Below are 15755 nucleotides of genomic sequence, written 5' to 3' on the forward strand. Positions count from 1 at the left end.
CATGTCCTCGCTGCCGGCCATATTCACTCAGACCGGATCCACGACGAAATCGCCGCCCCGGGCATGTTTGAGATGGTTGAGCGCGTAGACCTGGCCGGTCATTTCCAGCGCATCGCGGTAGACTGGATCATGCCAGCCTTCGATGTCGATAGAGCCGGACCAGCCGGCGAGCCGCAGCTCGGAAATGATGTCGGTCCAATTGCTGTCGCCGAAGCCCGGCGTGCGCATGAAGACGAACTTCTCCTTGCCGAAAATACCGTGCTCCCTGATGACGTCCCAGCGGATGGTCGCGTCCTTGCCATGGACATGGAAGATTTTCTTCGCCCATTTGCGGATCTGCGGCAACGGCTCGATCAGGTAGACCATCTGATGGCACGGTTCCCATTCGAGGCCGATATTGTCGTCCGGCGTTTCGTTGAAGATGAGTTCCCAGGCATCCGGATTATGGGCGATGTTCCAGTCGCCGGTTGCCCAGTTGCCGTCCATGGCGCAATTTTCGAAGGCGATCCTGATGCCCTTGTCGGCCGCACGCTTGGCAAGCTCGCTCCACACCTGCTTGTAGCGCGGCAGGCTGTCGGTCAGCGGCTTGTTGCGGATGCGGCCGGTGAAACCCGCCACACAGGTGGCGCCGAAATGGTGGGCGTTGTCGATGCAATCTTTCCAGCCCTGCAGGGTCTGCAGGTCGATGTCGGTTTCCTCCAGCGGATTGCCGAACATGCCGAGCGTTGAAATGGTAATGTCGCGATCGCCGATGGCGTCAACACTGCGCTTGCCGAGTTCGGCGAGATCCTGGCCGTTGGTCGTCTGCCAGAAGAAAGGCTCGAAGCTTTCGAAACCCATATCGGCGATCTGGGCAATGCGCTTGTCGGCGCCGCCCTTCGAGGCGCTGACCATGGTACCGATGCGAATGGCTTTGGCGGGGTTGCTCACGTCATCTATCCTTATGCTGAAATTTCAACGCGACGCCCGGTCCTGGCGCTCTCGATCGCACCGAAGACCATGGCGAGGCTTCTTATATTGTCGGAACTGACTGTCTCCGGCCGCTTGCCGGTGCGGATCGCCTCGACGAAGCTTGCGATCACGCTGGCATGGCCATGCGTCTCTTCCTCGCGTTCAGGCGCGGGAACTTCGACAGGCGAAAAACCGTGAAGCAGGCCCGGCTCATTGCCGGAAACCGCTGCCTTGAAGCCATCGGCGCCATCCCAGGTCAGCATTCCCTTCGAGCCGACGATGCGCCACTGGCTTTCCCAGCTCGTGCGCTCACCTTCGGCGCACCAGGAGCCGCGATAGGTGAAGACCACGTCGTCGGAGAATTCGAAAGTCGCGTTGGCCGAAGCGCCATGCCGATACCACGATCCTTTAGGATTGCGCTCGACGCAGTAGACGGCGAGCGGCTTCTTGTCCGCCACATAACGAGCGGCATCGAACGTATGGATCGCCATGTCGAGCAGCAGGACATTGTCCATCTCTTCGCGGAAGCCGCCGAAATGCGGGGCAATGAAGAAATCGCAGTGAATGCCGGTCAGCTCGCCGATCGCTCCGCTTTCGACAAGGCGGCGCATGCGGCGTACACCGGAAATGAAGCGGCGGTTCTGAATGATCGCATGGATCTTGCCGGTTTCGGCCGCGAGATCGATCAGTGCCGCACCTTCCGCGAGCGAGGTCGCCATCGGCTTTTCGCTCAGCACGTGGCAGCCGGCCTTCATGGCCGTCGACACAACATTAAAACGTGCCGTCGGGACGACGACGTCAAAGACGATGTCTGCCTTGGTTGCAGCGATGACGGCGGCAAGATCGGCACCGATGCGAGCCTCGCTCAAGCCGAATTCCGCGGCGAGCGTCTCGGCGGCAGCCGGATTGACGTCAACGAGACCGACAACCTCGATTGCCTCGGCAAGATCAGGCGTTTCCTTGATAGCACGCAGCCAGCCTTTGGACATAGCTCCGCACCCGCACAAAACGGCATTCAATTTCACGATTTCCTCCAGCGGTGCGCTTCAGAATCCTCCCGAAACGCCTTCCGTAAACGTTTACGATACTAAGCGGAAACGTTTACTGCTGTCAATGCCAGCGCCTTTCGACAAAATGCTGCGAAAAATCTCAATGTGATCGGGCGCTTAGGCAAAAATCTTCGGCAATGCAGCAGAAGATTTTTTCGGATCGAGCAAAAATACATTTTCCCCTGCCCCAAATGCTTTCCGTAAACGTTTTCCCATGGCAATAAGGTACGATACTCGCGCATACCGGAAGAAAGATCGCTCATATGAAGGGTATCCGTCAGCTTGCAGAACATCTCGACATTTCGATCGGGACGGTTTCGCGCGCGCTGAACGGCAAGGCCGATGTCAACGAGGAAACACGCAAGCGGGTGCTGGCTGCCGCCGAAGAATTCGGCTACGTCGCCAATCAGTCCGGCCGCAGCCTTCGTCAGGGAACGACCAACGTCATCGGCCTGATGATCGAATCCAGCAAGGAGACGGTCGAAAACAGCGACAACTTCTTCCTTGGCGTCACCGGCGGCCTCCAAAGCGTGTTGTCGCGCCATAAACTCGATCTCGTCATGCTCCCCTGCCCTAGCGACGAGGACCCTTACGAATATCTGAAGCGCATGGTGGCGCGCCGTGTCGTCGATGCCATGATCATCTCCGCAACTCAACGCATCGACAAGCGCATCGACCTGCTGATCAAGGCGAAGATTCCCTTCGTCGCACTCGGCCGCAGCTCTTCCGGCGGCAACAACTTCACCTGGATCGACCTTGATTTCGAAGGTGTCGCGACCTGCGCCGTGGACCGGCTCGTCGCCAAGGGCCATCGCCGTATCGCGATCGCCGCGCCGTCAGGCGAGATAAATCTCGGTTATGTCTTTGTCGATGCCTATCGGAAGGCTCTGGAAAAACATGGGATCAAGTATGATCCGAAGCTGGTGATCCGCGTGAAATCCAGCGAACAGGGCGGCTATCAGGCGGGCGAAGAACTGTTGCGGATCGACAACAGGCCGACGGCGATCATCCTGATCTACGAACTGATGGCGATCGGCCTCTACCGCCGCCTCGTTGAAGCCGGTGTCGTCCCCGGCCGCGATCTCGCCGTCATCGGCTTCCGCGAGGAACCCCGCGCCAGATTCCTGCAGCCGACGCTGACATGCTTCCGCATGTCTCTGCCAGACCTCGGCGCAGCACTCGCCGAAACCCTGCTTGCGAGCATGCCCGCCTATTCGGAGATCTATCGCAACGATGTCCGCAACCGTATCTGGCCGCTGGAGCTTGCTCCCGGTGAGAGCGATGCTTTCAGTCTGGCGGCCGAATAAATCGCGCTGAATGGCGATAAGGCAGACATGCCGCCTCTGTGGCGGCATGTCTCCGGGTCTTGGTCAGACCGTTATACGGTGAACCAGGTATGAATGTCCGAGGCGATATTGCCCTTCAAGACAATTGATTCGCCTTCATGACCTGCCGTCGAGCCGGTGTAGGAAATGACGGTGTCGCCCAGAAAATGCGAGACGCTCCAGTCGTCGGCGGTCGTGCCTTCAACCTTGATCTTGTCGACGGCAGCATTGAAGCCTTCGATAACGTCCGTCGCAAGCGAGGCGGCCATGTCGCCAAGCTTGAATACAAACGTATCCGCACCGCCGCTGGCGATCATGTGATCGACGCCCGTGCCGCCGGTGACGGTCGAGGACTTCAGGTTGACGCCGTGCAGATCGATCGTGTCGTCGCCGGCACCGGCGTTGATGACGACGGACGAATTGCTGCCGTCGGTAACACCATTGCCACCGTTGACGGCGGATGCGCCGCTGATGCCGCCGATAGCGTTCAGGCTCTGGCCGGCCTTGATCGTGACCGTGTCGTTGCCAGCGCCCGTATCGACGGTAGCGGCATTTACCCAGTTCTTGTCGTTTGACAGCAGGGAGATAGTGACAGTGTCGTTGCCCGAGCCCGTCGATACGTTCGCGCGCTTGACGTTGAGAATTTCGACGGCCGAAGAAGTCGTGCCGCCGAGATGGACGTCAGCCTGAACGAAATCCTTGAGATAGACGTTTTCCGCGCTGTCGGAGACGGCCAGAACGTTCTTGACCGAATTCCACTTGCCGACAACGTCAAAGTTGAAGGAATTGGTGTCGGCGTCAAAGTTGACGGCGACCTCGCCACCCGTGCCAGAACCGCTGACGGGTGCTACGCCCACATTGACGGAGCCGGATTGAAGAATGGAGCCGTTTTCGTCGGTTACTTCCTGCTTCTGGGTGCTGTTATCAAGCGCACTGTTGCTCTGGGCATCGATGCTCTGAAGATCGAAAACGGTGGAGGCACCACCGTTACCGAACGTGACTGTCAAACCTGCCATGAATGTTCTCCATTGCTTTCTTTGAATAAAGCTTTTTCGTTGCGACGCCCGATACACTACTCAACAGCGACAAACGTCTAGCTTTACTAATAGATAAGCATAAAATTTTGGCAAGTCTGTAACAGTGATGAAAGAGATATTTAGTTGGACCCTTTTTGGGACAATATCCCTTTCATTATCATTCTTCTCTGAACGCCAGACGCAACCTATCTTTGAAAGGCTTAGTGAAATACGATATTACCGTGCGGTCTGCGATCTTGATAAATATTTCTGCGGGCATTCCCGGATAGAGGGAGCCTTCGGACAGATTCTTCGACTTGGCCAAGTCAGGCGTTATCCGCAGCGTATAAAAGGCCGCTCCCGTGCGCGGGTCCGTCTGAAGGTCGGGCGAGATGACGGAAACTCGCCCTGCAATGTCGGGCGTCGTTGTCTGGTTGAATGCGGTAAAGCGAATGTCGACCGGCTGCCCCTTGTAGATCTGATCAATGTCCTTCGGCGTGATGGTTGCCTCAACCTGCAGTTCGTCATGCTCTGGGACGATGAGCATCAGGACCTCACCCGGCTGGACCACTGCGTTGATGTTGTGGACGCCGAGCTGATAGATTCGGCCGGCAATCGGTGCGCGAATCTCCAGGCGGGCGAGTTGGTCCTTCGTGGCGGCCAGCCGTTCCTCATACTCGGCGATACTGGCCTCGACGGAGGTCAGATCCTTGGAGACCTCCGACTGCCTGTCTTCGTCAAGTTGCAGAAGCTGCAGATCAAGCTCGCCGATTTTGCCCTCGGTCTGTGCACGAGCGGCAATGCCCTGGCCCATCTGCCCTTCGAGTTCAGACTTGCGGCGCTTATAGTCATTCAGCCGCTGTTGCGTCGTCAGGCCCTTTTGATAGAGCGTATTAACCTTCTCAAGGTCCTGATCGACAAGCTCGACCTGATCGCGTATCGCGTCGATCTGAACCGTCAGACCGTCGACTTCGTCCGTCAACTGCTGTTTGCGTGTTGCGACCTGCCTCTTCATGCCCTCGAGCGCGTTCTTGCGGCTGACAAACAGGTTCTGTTCGCTTGCAACCAGGGTCGCGGCCGATTTGGACGTGGTAAGCTCGGACAATTTCTCGGGGACCGTTAGCTCGGATGCGTGCGATGCCTCGGCCTGCAGCCTGGCGCGGCGCGCATAGAGTTGTGCGAGCGTATTTTCAGCGATGGAGAGGTTGGCTTGTACGACGGTTCCATTGAGCCGGACAAGCACCTGATCCGCATCGACCCTGTCGCCTTCCTTCACGTCGATTTCGCTGACAATCCCGCCTGCCAGGTGCTGTATCTTCTTTGTATTGCCTTCGACGATAACGCGCCCGGACGCGATGACCGCGCTCGAAAGCTCAGTCGTCATCGCCCATCCGAAGATGCCGACGACGAGCCCGAACGCCAAAAGGACGACAGCGGCAATGTGTCTGGCAAGCGGCAATTCTGCTAGATTTCGCAAACGCATGGCAGCCCCATCACATATCCTTGGCGGCCGCCGACGATCCGGCGTCTTCGATTACCCGCGGCTGATGGTCTGACGTGACCGGTCGGATATTCTGGCGCAGGACCTGCCCGAAGATCTCTTCCTTCGTGCCGAATCGCTGCAGTCTGCCGGCGGCGATGACCGCAACAAGATCCACATTCGAAAGCGCGCTCGGCCGATGCGCGATGACGATCACAATGCCGCCCCGCGCCCTGACATTGGCGATCGCGCCGCTGAGGGCGTTTTCACCTTCCGCATCCAGGTTCGAATTGGGCTCGTCCAGTATGACAAGGAAAGGTTCACCATAAAGCGCACGAGCCAGGGCGATGCGCTGTCTCTGGCCGGCCGACAGAGCATCGCCGTTAGGTCCGACCTTGGTCTTGTAGCCTTCCGGCAGGTTCAGAATAAGATCATGAACGTTCGCCGCTTTCGCCGCATCGATGATGGAGGCGGGAGTGGCATCAGGTTGAAACCGGGCGATATTCTGCGCAACCGTGCCGGCCATCAGCTCGACTGTTTGCGGCAGATAACCGAGATGCTGTCCGAGTTCGTCCATGTCCCACTGGTCGAGATTCGCGCCGTCGAACCGCACCTTGCCATAACGTATCGGCCAGGCGCCGACGATAAGCCGCGCAAGCGTGGACTTGCCCGATGCGCTCGGGCCGATAACGCCAAGCGCATTTCCCGCCTGAAGCTCGAAGGAAACGTCAGCCAGGGTGATTGTAGACCCGCCGGGCGGAGCTCCGGTGAGATTCTCAACGGAGAATGTGAAGGCCGGTCGGGGCAGTGAAAGGGCCTTCTCTGTCTCCGGCGCGATCTCAAAGAATTTCTGAAGTCTACTCCAGCCCTGTCGGGCAGAGGTGAAGCTGCGCCAGTTGCCGATCGCCTGTTCCACTGGTGCAAGCGCTTTCGCCGACAGGATCGATCCGGCGATGATGCTGCCCGCCGTGGCATCCCCGCTGACCACCAAAACCGCACCGACAGCCATGACGCCAGACTGAATGATCATCCGAGCCGCACGCGATGCTGCACCGTAGGCACCAATGATATCGGCGCCGCGCCGGCTCTGGTTCTTGTATTCGCCGTGAAGGCGTCGCCATATGGCCATCATCGTGCCCGACATGCCCATGGCCTGGATGGCTTCGGCATTCCGGACGCTGCCGCTTGCAAACATGTTGCGCTGGCCGCGGGCGTTCGCCGCCTTCTCGTTCAATGTCGCTGTGGACCAGTTTGTCAGCAACGCAATGACAACGAGGACAGCCGCGCCGATCAGGACGCTGACGCCAATCCAAGGATGAAGCATGAAGCAAATAAGCAGGTAAAACGGCAGCCACGGAAAATCAAACAGCGCGTTGGGACCGTTGCTCGAAAGAAATCCGCGAATCTGGTCGAGGTCGGAAAGAGCCTGCAAACCATCGCCCCTGACCTCTCCAGAAAAGGGCATCTTGAGAAGAGCCTTGTACATACGCCCTTCCAGCTGCTGATCCAGAATGTCGGCCACCCGCGTCAGCATCTGACCGCGAACCACATCGAACCCTATCTGGAAGCCGTAAAGCAGGAGAACAAGCACACATAGAGCAATCAGGGATGGGATACTCTTGCTCGGCAGAATGCGATCGTAAACTTCGAGCATGAATAAGGAGCCGGTCAAATGCAGCAGGTTAATAAACCCGCTTGCAACCGCAACAGCAAGGAACGCATGCCATGTTCTAGACAGAGACACTTCACTATCGATTTGTTTACTAAGACGAACGTCATCAAGCATATTCTGATGGATAGATCAATCAATGCGTGAAGTTACGGCGCACCATTTTTGGTGTCTCCACGGTTGAAATACAATTATTACTACGCTTTTCGGCAATGAAATTACTGACATATGCAACTTATGCTGCCTGGTTGCTGACAATCCGCTGGTGGCTCTTCTCAAATCGCATACCCCGAGGCGTGCAACTCTACAGAAAGAATACCTTCAGGTTGTCCTTGGCAGCCTTCCGTCACCAAAATTTCACACGGCCTTCAAGAAACTGTCTCCTCTTCCCGCTAATCGTCGCCGCAACGGAATGCAATTTTTTTTGCAGAGGAGAAAATTATGTCAGTTAAATTGCAGAATACGCTTGCAGCCAGCGTTGTCGCCCTGATGTTCATGGTCGGTTCGGCGCATGCCGATACGACGGTGAAATTCTGGCACAGCTTCAGCAAATCCTCCGGCGACGCACTGAACAAGATCATCGCCAATTTCGAAGCGGCCAATCCCGGCATCCATATCGAAGGCGAGTTTGTCGGTGATTATAACGATATCGTCGCCAAGCTGCAGGCGGCCATTCCTGCCAAGCGTGCGCCCGACGCCGTCATCATGGAAGTCACCCGCTACGGCCTCTTTGCCGACCGCGGCGCACTGATCGACCTCACGCCCTATTTCAATGCCGACCCGCTGAAGGACGACCTTTACGACTACGCACGTGAAGTCGGCGTCTACAACGGCAAGAACTATATCGTCCCGTTCAATTCCTCCACGCCGGTCCTCTACTACAACAAGGACATTCTGGCGCGCGCCGGCTTCACGACGGAACCGTCGCTGAAGACTTTCGCAGATATTCTTGCTGTTTCGAAGACAATCACCGAAAAGCTCGGCTCGGAAGGCATCACCGGCATTGCCGCTCCCGGTCAGTTCGCCCGCTGGGGTCTTGTCATGTCCAATGACAGCGAGCTGATCGATTCCAAGACCAACGATATCCTGCTCGACTCGCCGAACACAATCCAGGCCTATCAGTGGATGGCGTCGCTCGTTCACGACCAGAAGGTTGCCTCCCCCGACGGCGTTACCGATGAGGATGTCGGCCGCGACGCTTTCTATGCCGGCAAGGTCGGCATCTCGCTCAACTCGACGGGCGATTACGGCGGCGCCAAGAAGGCGCTCGGTGACAAGCTCGAAGTCCGTCCGATGCCCTGTAACAAGGTCTGCTCGGTTCCGATCGGCGGCGCTGGTATCGGCATTCTCTCGACGTCACCGAAGGACGTCCAGGATGCCGCCTACAAGTTCATCAGCTACGCGGCCTCGCCGGAAGCCAATGCGATCTGGTTTGCCGCAACCGGCTATCTGCCGATCAACAAGAAGAGCGCTGCCCAGCCGGTCGCCGCTGAAGCGCTTGCCAAGAAGCAGGGTATCGACGTTGCCATCAAGCAGCTCGATTTCGCCCATGGCCGTGCCCGTCCGCCCGTCGTCACCTGGATGCGCACGACCGAGTACAAGATGTGGGAAGCCATGGCTCTCGGCCAGCGCGACGTCACGAAAACGATGAAGGACTTCGCCGCGCAGACGCGCGAGGAAGCCAAGCGCTCCAGCAACTGAACCTCTCCCTTCAGCGGGACGGCGGGCCTTAACCGGCCCGTCGGCTCAACCGTTTCGGTCCCATGCTGCGCAAACTCACACCCTATCTTCTCGTTGCACCGCTGATGATCTTCATCACGGTCTTCACCTATATTCCGGTCGTTACCAGCGTGAACCTCAGCTTCCGGCACTGGGACTTCCTGTCGCCAACCATGCCATTCGTCGGTTTCGACAATTACCGGCTGTTGCTGAATTCCCGCGATTTCTGGAACTCGCTGCAGGTCACGGCCGTCTTTGCGCTGATCTCAGTACCGATCCGGCTGGCGCTGGCGCTCGCCGTCGCAAGTTATCTGGTCCGCGAAACCTTGCCTTCGCGGCTGCTGCGCGGCGCGCTGTTTCTTCCCTCCGTCACCTCCACCGTCTCGATCGCCGTCGTCTTCTCCTGGGTCTTCGCTACCGATTACGGCATGGTCAATGCGGCGTTGACCTCGCTTGGCCTCGGCAAGGTGCAATGGCTGCAAGATCCGCAGCTTGCGCTCTGGGTGTTGATTGTCGTCAATACGTGGAAGCAACTCGGCTACGATATCGTCATCTATATTGCCGGCCTGCAGGCCGTGCCGCAGGAACTCTATGATGCCGCCGCCGTCGATGGCGGCCGGCGTTTCCATGTGTTCCGCCGGGTCACCGTGCCGCTCGTCATGCCGACCACCTATTTCCTGCTCGTGATTTCCGTCATCGAAGCCTTCCAGGTGTTCACCATCGTCAACATCATGACCCATGGCGGGCCTGCAGGCGCGACCGACATGCTGGTCAACCTGCTCTATCGTGTCGGTTTTACCCTTTTCGATATCGGCAGAGGCTCGGCGCTCGCCGTCCTGCTCTTCATCTTCCTGATCGTACTGGCGCTGATCAAATCCTTCGTCATCGGCCGGAGGGTCCATTATGAAGCTTGAAAACCCCGTCGTGACCGGGCTTACGCTTGCCGCCGGCCTGATCTTCCTTTCACCGGTGCTCTATTCCATCTGGATGTCCTTCGAGACGGCGCAGTCCTATTATACCGGCAGATACGAATTCACGCTGGACAACTACGTCCGTGCTGTCGCCGAATACAATTTCGCCCGCTATCTTCTCAACAGCATCATCGTGTCCGGTCTCGTCACGCTGCTCGGTATCACCGTTGCGACCATGGCCGCATTCGCTTTCGCGCGCTACCGGTTTCGGGGCGGCAACCTGCTTTTCGGCGCCACTGTCGCCACGCTGATGATTCCCAGCCATATCAGCCTGATCCCAAATTATCTGACGCTTGCCAAGGCTGGCTTGCTCGACACCTATGCCGGCCTCATCCTGCCCGCGATATCGAACGGCTTTGCCGCGTTTTTCCTGCGTCAATATATCAAGGGCATTCCAAAGGCACTGGACGAGGCTGCCTATATGGACGGCGCGACACCGCTGCAGGTGCTCTGGCGGGTGATCGTGCCGATCGCAAGACCCGCAATCTTCTCGATGGGTCTCTACATCTTCATCACGGAATGGAACAACTACATCTGGCCGCTTGTCGCCGTCGGCAAGGAAGACCTCTACACGCTGCAGATCGGCCTTGCCCGCCTCTATCGCATAAACCCCGGCGAAGGCCTCGTCGATTGGCCGCTCGTCATGGCAGCCTGCACTCTCAGCATGTTGCCCGTGCTGCTCGGATTCCTGCTCGTCGAACGCCATCTCGTGCGCGGCATCACCCTTGGCGCGGTCAAATAAATCATGAAGAAGGACAGATATAGAATGACACGCATCGCTTCGCACCGCGGCGGCACCCTGGAATATGGCGACAGCACGCCGCAAGGTTTTGCTGCAACGGCAAATATGCCCCTCGAAGAAGTGGAATTCGACGTCCATCCGACAGCTGACGGCGCGATCATTGTCCATCACGACGCAACACTTGACGGCACGACGGACCGCAGCGGCGCGATCGCCGCCATGAGCGAGGCGGAGGTTCGCGCCGCCGTCATCAACTACGGTGCCGGCGCGCATCCGATCTCGCTGACCGAACTCTGTGCGATCTATGCCGATAGCGCGGTCGATTTTCGCTGCGAGATCAAGCCGGGGGTCGATGGCCGGCCCTACGAAAATTTCGTGCCGCGCGTCGTCGAGACCCTCGCCCGCCACGGCATGCTCGAAAGGACGACCTTTTCCTCTTTTCTGGTGGAATCGCAAAACGCGCTTTCGGCCGCCACCAGCCGGCCGAGACTCTGGCTCGTCAGCCCGCCCGTATTGCGCCAGCTCGGACCTGCTGCCGTGATCGAGCTCGCAAAGTCCCGCGGCATCCCGGAAATTGGCGTGCATGTGGATACGGCGGATTCCGTGTTGATGGCTGAGGTCGAAGCCGCCGGGCTCGATTTCGGCTGCTGGGCCGCGCATTCGGCCCGGCAGATCGAAAAGCTGCTGGCGCTCGGCGTAAAGGTCTTCACGACGGACCGGCCCAGTCTCGCCATCGCCATTCGCAACCGTTTCCGGGCTGAGGCAGAACTATGAGCGGGATCACTCTTCGGAACATCAGAAAATCCTATCCCGGCGGGCCGGAAGTCCTGCACGGCGTCTCCATGGATATCAGGTCAGGTGAATTCGTTGTCATCGTCGGCCCGTCCGGCTGCGGCAAGTCCACCCTCTTGCGCCTCGTTGCAGGGCTTGAGCGCTGGGAAGAGGGCGATATCGAAATCGGTGGCCGGCGTGCCAACGATCTTGCTCCGCAGGACCGCGACATCGCCATGATCTTCCAGAACTACGCGCTCTATCCGCACATGACGGTGCGCCAGAACATCGCCTTCGGCCTGGAATTGCGGGGCATGCCGAAAGCCGAGCGCAATGCTCGCGCCGAAAGCGTTGCCGCGACGCTCCAGCTCGAGGCCTATCTCGATCGCAAGCCGGGTGCGCTTTCCGGCGGCCAGCGTCAGCGCGTGGCGATGGGTCGCGCAATGGCGCGCAACAGTTCCATCTTCCTGATGGACGAGCCACTGTCGAACCTCGACAATGCGCTGCGCGTTGCCATGCGCACTGAGATCAAGGAGTTGCATCGCCAGCTTGGTGCCACCATCGTCTATGTCACGCATGACCAGACCGAGGCGCTCTCGCTGGCCGACAGGATTGCTGTGATGAAGGACGGCGATCTCCTGCAGTTCGACACACCCGAAGCCATTTATGACGCGCCGCAGAACCGCTTTGTCGCGGGCTTTCTGGGCGTTCCCGCAATGAATTTCCTGCCTGTCGAACATATCCCCGGCTGGCAGGGCCGGAACGGGCTGACGGCGGGACTGAGGCCCGAGTCCATGGCAATCAGCGCCACCGAGCCGCGCGAGCCTGCCCTGCCCGCCCGGCTCATGCTGTCGGAGATGACGGGTTCTGATATTATTCTGCATTGTGACAGTCCGGCTGGACGCATCACGCTGACCAGCCCGCGCAAGGACGTGCCGCGGCATGCGGACAACTTCTGGGTCATGTGCGACCTTGACCGCGCCGTGTTTTTCGATAACCAAAGCGGGAAGCGCGTCGATCTTTCAGCCGAGGATCGTGATATCTAGACGCCCCTGGCCGCGGTTGAAGAAAAGTGCCCCGCAAGAAGTGACGCAATGGAAAGACAGAACGAAATTCCGCAACTTCTCGGCGATCTCATCAGTCGCAATTCGACCAAGCTCACGGAGGCCGATACTCGCCTTCTCGACGTGATGATGCAGGACCCGATCCGCGCGGCGATGGAAAACGGCAAGGCCGTCTCCTTTCGTGCCGGAGTGCACCCCGCCTCAGCCGTACGGTTGGCGCGCCGCCTCGGCTTCAAGGGTTATCCTGAATTCCGGACATTCCTGCAGGCGAACCTTATCGAAGGCGGCGGCGACTTTGAAAGCCCGGCTGCCCGCATGGCCGCCCGACTCGTCCGAGCGGAAGATGGCGGCGTGCTTTCCTCCGTCCTCGACAGCGAGATAGCCGCCCTCCAGCAGGTGCGAAACGCCGTTGCCGACGCCGATATCAGAGGCTTTTCGGAGATCCTTCGTGATTGCCGGCGGGTCTTCGTCTTCGGGCGCGGCCATTCTGCCGCGCTCGCCTCGCTGATCGCGCTGAGGCTCAGCCGCTCGGGCTATCCGGCAGTCGATCTCGCGAGCCAGATGCATCTGATCGCCGAGGCGCTGGCAACCCTGGGGCCGGGCGACGTCGTCTGGCTGCTTGCCTTCCGCAAAGCCTCGCCGCTCATTCATCAGATCAGGGAGATCGCCGCCGAAAGGGGCGCAAAAACGCTGGCGCTGACCGATCTTCTCAGCGCCCGCATCGACCCCGCGCCCGACCGGCAGATCTCGGTCTCCCGCGGGGAAGCGGGCGAATCGCAGTCGCTCGTCGTTCCCATGACGATCGCCAACGCCGTCATTCTCGACCTTGCCGCGATCGACGATGGACGCTCGCTACGCGCCCTCAGTGCTTTCAAGGCTTTCCGCGCGGATTGCGGCCTGTCCCCGGTGATCCTGTAACGGCAAAACCGCCCTCCACGATCGTTCAAAGACCAGGAGCCTCATCCGAGAGACATTCAGCCTCCCGGAGAGATCTATTCGGACTTCAGGCCGCCCGGGCGGCCTTGGCGGGGATCTCCACGTCGATTTCGAGAATCGAGACGTTCTCGCCGCGATCGATCCTTATCTGCAGGCGATCGCCTTCGATTTCGACATGCTTGGCGATAACCGCAAGAATCTCCTCCCTGAGAAGAGACACGAGATCCGAGCCGGGGGACATGCGTTCGTGCGCCAGGAGCACTTGCAGGCGTTCGCGCGCGATCGGCGCAGTTTTTTTCTTCTGGAAGAAATCGAACACGCTCATGCTGCCCTCCGTCCGAAGATCTTGTCGAACAGGCCGCGCTTTTCGCCGGGGATCGTGACCGGGAGAACCTCGCCGTTGAGGCGTCGAACCGCTTCGAAATAGGCCTTTGCCGGGGCACTGTTCTGATCTGCAAGCGTGACCGGGGCGCCGAGATTGGAAGCACGCAGCACATCCATGCTTTCCGGAATGATGCCAAGCAGCGGGATCGACAGGATCTCCAGCACGTCATCCACCTTCAGCATGTCGCCACGCTCAGCGCGGGTAACGTCGTAGCGGGTGAGAAGCAGGTGCTTTTCAATGCGCTCGCCTCGTTCCGCCTTTTCCGTCTTGGCATCCAGAAGACCGATGATGCGGTCGGAATCGCGTACCGAGGAGACTTCCGGGTTGGTCACGACGACGGCGATGTCGGCATGCCGCATCGCCAGCGTTGCGCCGCGCTCGATGCCCGCAGGACTGTCGCAAATGACCCAGTCGAAGTGCTTCTTGAGTTCGTTGATGACGCGCTCGACACCTTCAGCCGTGAGGCAATCCTTGTCGCGCGTCTGGGATGCCGGCAGGAGGAACAACGTCTCCAGCCGCTTGTCGCGGATCAGCGCCTGGGTCAGCTTCGCATCACCCTGAATGACATTGATCATGTCATAGACGACCCTTCGCTCCGCGCCCATGACGAGATCGAGGTTGCGGAGGCCGACGTCGAAATCGACGACGACAACCTTCTCGTTCCTTTGCGCCAGCGCCGCCCCCAATGCCGCAGTCGAGGTTGTCTTGCCAACGCCACCTTTACCCGAGGTTACAACAATGACCTTTCCCATATCCCTCTCCTGTTTAAACCATTCACCCTGTTAAATCAGTCGCGACGCCATGATCGCATCGTTCTCGAGCCATAATTGCGCGGGTTGGCCACGCAGTTCCGCCGGCAGATCGTCGGCGGTCTTGTATATCCCGTCGATAGCCAGAAGCTCAGCTTCGAGCTTGCGGCAGAAAATTCGCGCTGCCGAATTACCGACCGATCCAGCAAGCGCCCGTCCACGAAGCGCGCCGTAGACGTGGATCGAACCACCCGCGATAACTTCGGCACCCGAAGCGATGGATCCGATGACCGTTACGTCCCCTTCCGGGAAAACGATGGACTGGCCCGAGCGCACCGGTTCCTGCAGCACGAGCGAGGACGGAGCCGCACGAACAACCGGCGCAACGACTTCCCGCACGTCGGCTGGCTGCGCCTTGTTCGGCCTTTGTACTTCGGCCTGCGCGCCAGCTGCGGGCATCTCAACGTCAGCAGCCGGTCGCCCGCCAACCATGCCCGGCGGCATGCTAGCATCGAGCTGCGATGGTCGCGCGCCTTCAATACCCATCACCCTGACGCCGCGCTCGCCGAGAGCTGCAACCATTCCCTTGAGGGCGGCACGATCCAGCGCGAGTTCACTGACATCCAGAACAACCGGCCTTCCGAGGAAAAAGCCAGCCGATCGCGCAGCAAGGTCGTCGAGACGTACAAGCCAATCGTCGAACGGCAGATCGGGCGTGAGTACGACCGCAAGAAACGATCGACCCTTGATGCGAATGGAGCGTGCGTCGGTTAACACGTTAGTAAACTTGGTTAATTTCGATTTAAAAGCTTTAGCTGCTTCATGGTTAACAAATCGTTAACAGCAAGCCAAAGCTGTCAAGAAATCACCCGGACGGCGCAGCCAGATCAGGCGATCAGCTCAGCCAGATTGCTCGCACTCGTCCAAT

Annotated in this window: 16 protein-coding genes; 7 read left to right on the forward strand and 9 right to left on the reverse strand. The window is 59.0% G+C overall.

What is annotated here, in order from left to right:
- Positions 1-27 precede the first annotated feature (27 nt).
- The 3 genes from ACFPWW_RS15910 to ACFPWW_RS15920 form a co-directional block, all read right to left on the reverse strand.
- The gene (locus tag ACFPWW_RS15910; RefSeq protein ID WP_112569955.1) at positions 28-930 is read right to left on the reverse strand and encodes a sugar phosphate isomerase/epimerase family protein; all 903 of its coding nucleotides are present in this window, start codon (positions 928-930) and stop codon (positions 28-30) included.
- Between the two features lie 11 nt (positions 931-941).
- Positions 942-1976 carry a Gfo/Idh/MocA family protein gene (locus ACFPWW_RS15915; protein ID WP_377312457.1) on the reverse strand — a complete coding sequence of 345 codons (1035 nt, stop codon included), beginning with the start codon at positions 1974-1976 and terminating at the stop codon, positions 942-944.
- Positions 1977-2038: 62 nt separating this feature from the next.
- Positions 2039-2263 carry a hypothetical protein gene (locus ACFPWW_RS15920; protein WP_377312458.1) on the reverse strand — a complete coding sequence of 75 codons (225 nt, stop codon included), beginning with the start codon at positions 2261-2263 and terminating at the stop codon, positions 2039-2041.
- Between ACFPWW_RS15920 and ACFPWW_RS15925 the strand changes: the two genes are divergently transcribed.
- Positions 2264-3307 carry a substrate-binding domain-containing protein gene (locus tag ACFPWW_RS15925; protein WP_377312459.1) on the forward strand — a complete coding sequence of 348 codons (1044 nt, stop codon included), beginning with the start codon at positions 2264-2266 and terminating at the stop codon, positions 3305-3307.
- A 71-nt stretch (positions 3308-3378) separates the two neighbouring features.
- On the opposite strand, the gene ACFPWW_RS15930 is transcribed toward ACFPWW_RS15925, so the two are convergent.
- The 3 genes from ACFPWW_RS15930 to ACFPWW_RS15940 all read right to left on the reverse strand — a co-directional run bounded on the left by ACFPWW_RS15930 (position 3379) and on the right by ACFPWW_RS15940 (position 7607).
- Entirely contained in the window at positions 3379-4341 is a 963-nt protein-coding gene (locus ACFPWW_RS15930; RefSeq protein ID WP_377312460.1) for a rhizobiocin, read from the reverse strand.
- 178 nt (positions 4342-4519) lie between these two features.
- Positions 4520-5824, reverse strand: coding sequence for an HlyD family type I secretion periplasmic adaptor subunit (locus ACFPWW_RS15935; RefSeq protein WP_377312462.1), 1305 nt, complete (start codon positions 5822-5824; stop codon positions 4520-4522).
- 10 nt (positions 5825-5834) lie between these two features.
- Positions 5835-7607, reverse strand: coding sequence for a type I secretion system permease/ATPase (locus tag ACFPWW_RS15940; RefSeq protein WP_377312464.1), 1773 nt, complete (start codon positions 7605-7607; stop codon positions 5835-5837).
- Positions 7608-7931: 324 nt separating this feature from the next.
- Between ACFPWW_RS15940 and ACFPWW_RS15945 the strand changes: the two genes are divergently transcribed.
- The 6 genes from ACFPWW_RS15945 (at position 7932) to ACFPWW_RS15970 (ending at position 13675) form a co-directional block, all read left to right on the forward strand.
- Entirely contained in the window at positions 7932-9191 is a 1260-nt protein-coding gene (locus ACFPWW_RS15945; protein WP_377312466.1) for an ABC transporter substrate-binding protein, read from the forward strand.
- 62 nt (positions 9192-9253) lie between these two features.
- On the forward strand, positions 9254-10123 hold the full coding sequence (locus ACFPWW_RS15950) for a carbohydrate ABC transporter permease (RefSeq protein ID WP_112703544.1): 870 nt from the start codon (positions 9254-9256) through the stop codon (positions 10121-10123).
- Positions 10113-10922, forward strand: a complete 810-nt coding sequence (locus tag ACFPWW_RS15955) for a carbohydrate ABC transporter permease (RefSeq protein ID WP_377312467.1) — start codon at positions 10113-10115, stop codon at positions 10920-10922. Before ACFPWW_RS15950 ends, ACFPWW_RS15955 begins: the two co-directional genes overlap by 11 nt.
- A 24-nt stretch (positions 10923-10946) precedes the next feature.
- Positions 10947-11696, forward strand: coding sequence for a glycerophosphodiester phosphodiesterase family protein (locus ACFPWW_RS15960; RefSeq protein ID WP_112703543.1), 750 nt, complete (start codon positions 10947-10949; stop codon positions 11694-11696).
- Positions 11693-12739 carry an ABC transporter ATP-binding protein gene (locus ACFPWW_RS15965; RefSeq protein WP_377312469.1) on the forward strand — a complete coding sequence of 349 codons (1047 nt, stop codon included), beginning with the start codon at positions 11693-11695 and terminating at the stop codon, positions 12737-12739. The genes ACFPWW_RS15960 and ACFPWW_RS15965 overlap by 4 nt, the downstream gene beginning before the upstream one ends.
- 48 nt (positions 12740-12787) lie before the next feature.
- Positions 12788-13675: a MurR/RpiR family transcriptional regulator gene (locus tag ACFPWW_RS15970; protein WP_112703541.1), complete on the forward strand. Its 888-nt coding sequence runs from the start codon at positions 12788-12790 to the stop codon at positions 13673-13675.
- An 85-nt stretch (positions 13676-13760) separates the two neighbouring features.
- Here ACFPWW_RS15970 and minE read toward each other — a convergent pair whose 3' ends face one another.
- Genes minE through minC form a run of 3 tightly spaced genes read right to left on the reverse strand, consistent with a single transcriptional unit; the run spans position 13761 to position 15604 of the window.
- Positions 13761-14018: a cell division topological specificity factor MinE gene (gene minE, locus ACFPWW_RS15975; RefSeq protein ID WP_112572949.1), complete on the reverse strand. Its 258-nt coding sequence runs from the start codon at positions 14016-14018 to the stop codon at positions 13761-13763.
- Positions 14015-14830 carry a septum site-determining protein MinD gene (gene minD, locus ACFPWW_RS15980; RefSeq protein WP_112572947.1) on the reverse strand — a complete coding sequence of 272 codons (816 nt, stop codon included), beginning with the start codon at positions 14828-14830 and terminating at the stop codon, positions 14015-14017. The genes minE and minD overlap by 4 nt, the downstream gene beginning before the upstream one ends.
- Before the next feature lie 30 nt (positions 14831-14860).
- Positions 14861-15604: a septum site-determining protein MinC gene (gene minC, locus ACFPWW_RS15985; protein WP_112703540.1), complete on the reverse strand. Its 744-nt coding sequence runs from the start codon at positions 15602-15604 to the stop codon at positions 14861-14863.
- Positions 15605-15755 lie beyond the last annotated feature (151 nt).

Source organism: Rhizobium sp. GCM10022189 (assembly GCF_042656325.1).
GTDB lineage: Bacteria > Pseudomonadota > Alphaproteobacteria > Rhizobiales > Rhizobiaceae > Rhizobium.